This is a genomic window from Clostridium sp., from assembly GCF_030532265.1.
Lineage (GTDB): Bacteria > Bacillota > Clostridia > Clostridiales > Clostridiaceae > Clostridium.
In genome coordinates this window covers 1-6436 of the sequence record NZ_JAUNLM010000079.1, presented here as the reverse complement: position 1 = coordinate 6436, position 6436 = coordinate 1, and the positions used below count along the sequence as shown (strand labels likewise).

Below are 6436 nucleotides of genomic sequence, written 5' to 3'. Positions count from 1 at the left end.
ATAAAATAATACAAAAAATATAATGTTATTTTATTGACAATGATAAGTTAAGGTGATAGGATTAAATTGTAAATTAAATAAATATCTTCAGGGCGGGGCGTAATTCCCCACCGGCGGTAAAGCCCGCGAGCTAATGGTTTAGCATGATTCGGTTAGATTCCGAAGCCGACAGTATAGTCTGGATGAAAGAAGGTAAAATATTAATAACTTTAGGTTTGAAACTTAACGCCCTGATATAATTAAATATCAGGGTTTTTTATTTAAAAAATTAGTTATTAATAGTTACCCACCAAAAGAAGATAATTTGGGGGAGGAATTATAAAATGACATCAAATTTAAACAAAACCGTAAAAATTTCATTATTAGCAGGTATGGCTTTCATATTAATGTATATTGAAATACCTTTAATACCAATTTTTCCATGGCTTAAAATGGATTTAAGTGATGTTCCAGCAATTATGGGAGCATTTGCTTTTGGACCAATTGCAGGTGTAATTATAGAATTAATAAAAGTTTTCATGCACTTTCTATTAGCAGGAAGTGGAACTGGTGGAGTTGGAGAAGTTGCAAACTTTATTATAGGAGCATCATTTGTTTTACCAGCTGCATTTATTTATTCTAGAAATAAGTCAAAAAAGACTGCAATATTAGGTATGGTAGTTAGTATAATATTAATGGAGTTAGTTGGAATAATTGCTAATGTATATTTTTTATTACCAGCTTACGGAATGCATATGGATTCAACACAACTAATGCAATATGTAACAGTAGGATTGTTACCTTTTAATGCTATAAAAGGAGTAATAGTATCTGTTGTAACTTATGCATTATATAAAAAGGTGTCAGTATCAGTATTTAAATGTGATCCAAACTTTGGAGAAAAGCGTAAAGAAAAAATAGCATAACAAAATTGTATTTTAATTAAAATAAAGGAGTTATTTAAAAATAACTCCTTTTGTTTTGCTTTAAATTTTATATATTATGAAGCCACATTATTATTGCATCTTCTTTGTTATCTTCGTAAAAGTTTTTTCTTATACCTTCTTCTTTAAAACCTAAGGATTTGTAAAGATTTTGAGCAATAATATTTGATTTTCTAACTTCTAATGTAATATCGGTACATCCTTTATTTTTTAAAACAAAGATTAGTTTTTCCATTAAATATTTTCCTATTCCTTTGCCCCTAGAATTAGGATGAACAGCTATATTAGTAATTTGTCCTTCAGATGCTATAAGCCATGAGCCTGCAAAGCCTAAAACCTTAGAATCTTCTAAGCATACAATATATGTTGCCAATTTATTATTTAGTTCTTTTTCTATTGAATTTAAACTCCATGTTTCCTTAAGACTTAGAGAGCTAACCTCATATACTCCTTCTAAATCGGAGAAGTCCATTTCTTTAAGAATTAGATTCGCCATTTGTCATTTGTAGCCTTTTTTCTAATTCTCTAACTGCTTGAGGTTTTTTTAAGTAAAGTGGTGATGAATTTTCATCATCTTTTATTCCTTTTTTTAATAGTTTTAAACCAACTTCACCTATTTGAGAAGCTCTTACTGTATTTAGGTGAATAGGAGCAAAGTAAGAATTTTTTATATTTTGAGATAAATATTCTTTATGTTTTATTGCACCGTCACCAGTTAGAAGTACTTTTTCATTTAACTTATTAAGTTCTTCTTTTAGTTCAGGTAAATCCATAGATGTACAATCTATCAATGTTTCAATAGTACCATTTTTACATCTATATATTGCAGTAAAAACATTTTCTCTTACTGCATCCATAATAGGACATATTATTCCATCAAAGTATGTAAGAGATGAAGCTAAACCTTCTAATGTTGATACACTTACATAAGGTTTATTACTTCCAAAGCTAAGCCCTTTTATTGTAGCCATTCCTATACGAAGACCAGTAAAAGAACCAGGTCCCTTTGATACAACAAAACCGTAAACATCATTTATAGAAAGATTAGAATCTTTTAATACCTTGTCTATCATTCCCATAAGAAGAACAGAATGTTCTCTTTTATTATTTAATGTATATTCAGCAATAACCATATCTTCATTAAGAAGTGCTACAGTAGCACATTTTGAAGAAGAGTCAACACTTAAAACTAACATAAAGTCAGCTCCTTTACGTAATTATATTTTTCACCATATGGAGTAATAGAAATTTTTCTATAATTTTCTCCTTTTGATAAATCTTTTTGTATATATATATGAAGATAATCTTTAGGTAAAATTTCTTCTATATAATTTGCCCATTCTATAATAGAAACACCTTCACCAAATATGTAATCATCAAATCCAATTGCATAAATCTCATCAGGATCACTTACTCTATACACATCAAAATGGTATAATTTTAATCTTCCAGAGTCGTATTCATTAACAATTGTAAATGTAGGGCTTGTTATATTTTCAGTTATTGAAAGTCCTTCAGCAATACCTTTTGTTATATGAGTTTTACCTGTTCCTAAATCACCAGTTAAACAAACAATATCACCAGGGTTTAAAATTTTACCTAATTGTCTACCGATATTCGTAGTTTCCGCAATACTATTAACTTCAAAATCCATATTAAAAAGCTCCTTTCTATAATTATTAACTTATCCTTATATTCTATCCAAATTTTAAAAAAAAGAAAAGTAAAAGTAATATAATTGTAATTGCATAACTAAAATAAAAAGTGTAGAATATATTAATATAAGTATTTACAAAAAATAACTATAGATTATGGTTTTGAAGAGGTGAAATCATGAAAAAGTTAACAGCTGCAATGCTAATTATAACAGCAGCGTTTTTTTTAGGCATTGGTGTAGTATCTAAACCACTTATGGCAGATACTTCTGAAAATGATAAGAATAATAGAGATGTATATTTAAATATAATGACAATAAATAAACCACAATATGAAATGATTAAAAAATTATGTGGTGATAAACATAATGTACAATATATGTTTAATAATTTTAATGATATAAAGAATTATAAGTATGATAAAAGTATAGTAGATAATATTTCAAATATGGATTTATTCTTTTATTCAGCAGTTACATATAGTGGCTTAGAAATAAACAATATGATTTCAGAACTTGATAAAAGTAAACTTGGAGTAATAAATTTATCAAGAGGGATAAGAGAAATTTCAATTGAATTAAATAAGAAAACTGTAACTAATCCATATTATTTTTTAGGAATTCCTGAATATAAAATAATGATTTATAACGCAAAATCAGCATTACAAGAAAAGGATCCTGCAAATAGAAATTTTTATGAACAGAATTACAATAGTTTAGTTAAGAAATTAGATGAAATTCAAAAAGGTTTTGAAAAAAATATTTCTGATTATAAAAAGTTCAAATTTATATTACAAGATAATAGCTTAGAATATTTCTTTAGAGGTATAGGATTAAATTTTGAAACTCTTCCTAAAGAAAAATCCTTAGATGATTATATTAAGAATAATAATTTAAAATCAGAGGATGTAGTTTTTGTACAAAACTCAGCTGATAAAGAAGTTAAGTCTAATAATAATATTAAGAATATAAAGTTAGAAGTTTTTGATGATAATAAAGAATTTATAGATATTATTCAAGGCAATATTGAAAAAATGCAATCTTTAATAAAAAATAAATAATATTATTGCTTTTTTGATAAATATATATTATAATCATTATTGTCCTAAAGGGGTATGGCTCAATTGGTAGAGTAGTGGTCTCCAAAACCATTGGTTGTGGGTTCGAGTCCTACTGCCCCTGCCATAGTGATAAAGACTAAAAACAATTGTTTTTAGTCTTTTTTTTATAAAAATTTATTTTTATTAAATTATAAAAAATATAATAATGGTAAATTTAAATAATGTATTAATTTGCATTTTTAAATAAAGATAAAAAATTGTATAAGATGTATAATTATATAAAATAAACTTATACGAGAGGTGTTAAAAATGGAAAAGAAAAAAATATTAATACCAGTAGATGGCAGTGAAAGAAGTTTAATAGCATTACAATATTTAAATAATAATTTTAAACCAGAAGATGTTGAAGTAGTACTTCTTAATGTAAGAGAGATAGTATTTATAAATGGTATGGCAGTATCAGAAGAAGTAAAAGATTCTGAGATTATAGGAAAAAGAATATTAAAAGATGCAGAAGAACAGTTGAATAAATTAAATAAAGAATTTGATTATAAAAAAGAATTTTCTTTTGGGTATGCAGGTGATGAAATTTTAAGATATGCAGAAGATAATAATATTGATACAATATTAATGGCGAAGAATACTAAGAAGAAGTTTACTGCGCTAGTTGGATCAGTAACAGCTCATGTTGTAAAGAAGGCAAAATGTGTTGTAATAATGATACCAGAGGTATATTAATAAGAAAGTTAGGGGAATGAGAAATGAATAAAGTTAGATTTGGGGTTATAGGAACAAGTGCAATATGTGAAAGATTTTTAAATGCTGCAAGTACACATGAAAATTTTGAACTTATAGCTGTTTATTCAAGAAAGCTAGAAACGGCAAAAGAATTTGGAGAAAAACATGGTGCTAAATTATTTTTTGATAATATAGAAAACTTTGCAAAGTGTAAAGAGATAGATGCTGTATATATAGCATCACCAAATGCTTTTCATGCTGAGCAAGCTATTGTATGTTTAAATAATAAAAAGCATGTTCTTTGTGAAAAACCAATGGCTTCTAATTTAAAAGAAGTAGAGAATATGATAAAAGTTGCTGAAAAAAATAAGGTTTTATTAATGGAGGCTATGAGACTTACTGTATTACCTAATTTTTTAAGTGTTAAAGAAAATATTCATAAGATTGGAAAAATAAGAAGATACTTTGCATCATATTGTCAATATTCTTCAAGGTATGATAAGTACAAAGAAGGTATAATACTTAATGCATTTAAGAAGGAGCTTTCAAATGGAGCACTTATGGATATTGGGGTATATTGTATACATCCAATGGTTTCACTTTTTGGAAAACCAAACGATGTTATTAGTAATGGAATATTTTTAGATACTGGAGTAGATGGTCAAGGAACAGCAATATTTACTTATGATGATTTTAGTTCTGTAATAATGTATTCAAAAATAAGTGATTCAAAGTTACCTATTGAAATTCAAGGTGAAGAAGGAACTATAATATCAGATGGAATACATTTTAATAATGTAAAAATAGTATATAGAGATGGTAGAGAAGAAAATATATCTATATGTCAGAGAAAAGATGATATGTATTATGAACTTGATGAATTTATAAAATTAATAAATAATAATGAAATAGATTCAAATAAAAATTCTCATTTAAATTCTCTTATTGCTATAGAGCTTATGGATAAAATAAGAAAAGAGATAGGATTAGAGTTTCCTGCTGATTTAAGATAGAAAAATAAGGAGTATTAAACTCCTTATTTTTATTGTTTGAATTAATTTAATAGTGAATATTTAATTGTTCGTATAATATATTTAAATGTTATAATAAAAAGAGAATATTTTTGAATATTTTACTAAAAAATGCTTTGAATAAAAAAGCATTTTTAAAATTAAAAAAATATAGATTAGAATCTATGTTATATATAGAGTTTATAGGAGGGGAAGATTATGAATTTAAATTTAAACAAAGAATATTTATTAAATACTGCTAAACAATTATTAGAGTTTAATAGTCCAAGTGGTTTTTGTTTTGAAATAATAAATATGGTAAAGGAAAAGGTAGAAAAACTAGGTTATAAATGTTATGAAACAAATAAAGGATGTTTAGTAATAGATATAAAAGGTAAATCCAATGAAAAGGTTATTGGTCTTTCAGCTCATGTAGATACGTTAGGGGCTATGGTAAGATCTATTACAAATAAAGGTACACTTAAGTTTACTTTAATTGGAGGACCAATTGTACCAACATTAGATGGTGAATATTGTACTATAAGAACTAGAGATGGAAAAGAATATTCAGGTACATTTTTAAGTAGCAGTGCAGCTGTTCATGTGTATGAAGATGCATCATCTAGAAAAAGAGATCCAGAAAATATGGAAATTAGAATAGATGAAGTTGTAAAAAATAAAGAGGATGTATTAAATTTAGGAATATGTTCAGGAGATTTTGTATTTATAGATCCAAAAACAACTATAACTGAAAGTGGATTTGTAAAATCAAGATTTATAGATGATAAAGGTAGCGTAGCTTGTTTAATATCACTTTTAGAATTATTAAGTAGAGAAAAAATTGTTCCAAATTTTGATACTAAAATTTTGATATCAACATATGAAGAAGTAGGTCATGGAGCTTCATATATACCAGAAGATATAACAGAAATGATATCCGTTGATATGGGATGTATTGGTGATGATTTAAACTGCACAGAATATGATGTTTCTATATGCGCAAAGGATTCAGGTGGGCCTTATGATTATAATATGGTAACAGAATTAGTT

The 6436-nt window shown here is 26.4% G+C and carries 8 protein-coding genes, 1 tRNA gene and 1 riboswitch; of the genes, 6 read left to right on the top strand and 3 right to left on the bottom strand.

Annotation, left to right across the window (positions count from 1 at the left end; genetic code table 11):
• Positions 1–79: 79 nt before the first annotated feature.
• A riboswitch (FMN riboswitch) is annotated at positions 80–198 on the top strand.
• A gap of 125 nt (positions 199–323) precedes the next feature.
• On the top strand, positions 324–905 hold the full coding sequence (locus Q4E08_RS11210) for an ECF transporter S component (RefSeq protein ID WP_303130999.1): 582 nt from the start codon (positions 324–326) through the stop codon (positions 903–905).
• Positions 906–972: 67 nt separating this feature from the next.
• Here the strand turns inward: Q4E08_RS11210 and rimI are convergent, their stop codons facing one another.
• Genes rimI through tsaE form a run of 3 tightly spaced genes read right to left on the bottom strand, consistent with a single transcriptional unit; the run spans position 973 to position 2577 of the window.
• Complete coding sequence (rimI, locus tag Q4E08_RS11205) at positions 973–1419, bottom strand: ribosomal protein S18-alanine N-acetyltransferase (RefSeq protein ID WP_303130997.1); 447 nt, start codon at positions 1417–1419, stop codon at positions 973–975.
• Positions 1400–2119 (bottom strand): tRNA (adenosine(37)-N6)-threonylcarbamoyltransferase complex dimerization subunit type 1 TsaB, encoded by a 720-nt coding sequence (gene tsaB / locus Q4E08_RS11200; protein ID WP_303130995.1) that lies wholly within the window; start codon positions 2117–2119, stop codon positions 1400–1402. The genes rimI and tsaB overlap by 20 nt, the downstream gene beginning before the upstream one ends.
• Entirely contained in the window at positions 2113–2577 is a 465-nt protein-coding gene (tsaE, locus tag Q4E08_RS11195; RefSeq protein WP_303130993.1) for a tRNA (adenosine(37)-N6)-threonylcarbamoyltransferase complex ATPase subunit type 1 TsaE, read from the bottom strand. The genes tsaB and tsaE overlap by 7 nt, the downstream gene beginning before the upstream one ends.
• 179 nt (positions 2578–2756) lie before the next feature.
• Between tsaE and Q4E08_RS11190 the strand changes: the two genes are divergently transcribed.
• The 5 genes from Q4E08_RS11190 to Q4E08_RS11170 form a co-directional block, all read left to right on the top strand.
• On the top strand, positions 2757–3638 hold the full coding sequence (locus Q4E08_RS11190; RefSeq protein ID WP_303130991.1) for a metal ABC transporter solute-binding protein, Zn/Mn family: 882 nt from the start codon (positions 2757–2759) through the stop codon (positions 3636–3638).
• Positions 3639–3686: 48 nt separating this feature from the next.
• Positions 3687–3762: transfer RNA gene (locus Q4E08_RS11185), tRNA-Trp, on the top strand.
• A gap of 185 nt (positions 3763–3947) precedes the next feature.
• Positions 3948–4376 carry a universal stress protein gene (locus Q4E08_RS11180; protein WP_303130990.1) on the top strand — a complete coding sequence of 143 codons (429 nt, stop codon included), beginning with the start codon at positions 3948–3950 and terminating at the stop codon, positions 4374–4376.
• A gap of 23 nt (positions 4377–4399) precedes the next feature.
• Positions 4400–5389: a Gfo/Idh/MocA family protein gene (locus Q4E08_RS11175; RefSeq protein ID WP_303130989.1), complete on the top strand. Its 990-nt coding sequence runs from the start codon at positions 4400–4402 to the stop codon at positions 5387–5389.
• Between the two features lie 216 nt (positions 5390–5605).
• Positions 5606–6436, top strand: an 831-nt coding sequence (locus Q4E08_RS11170; RefSeq protein WP_303130988.1) for a M42 family metallopeptidase, incomplete at its 3' end; no start/stop codon positions are given.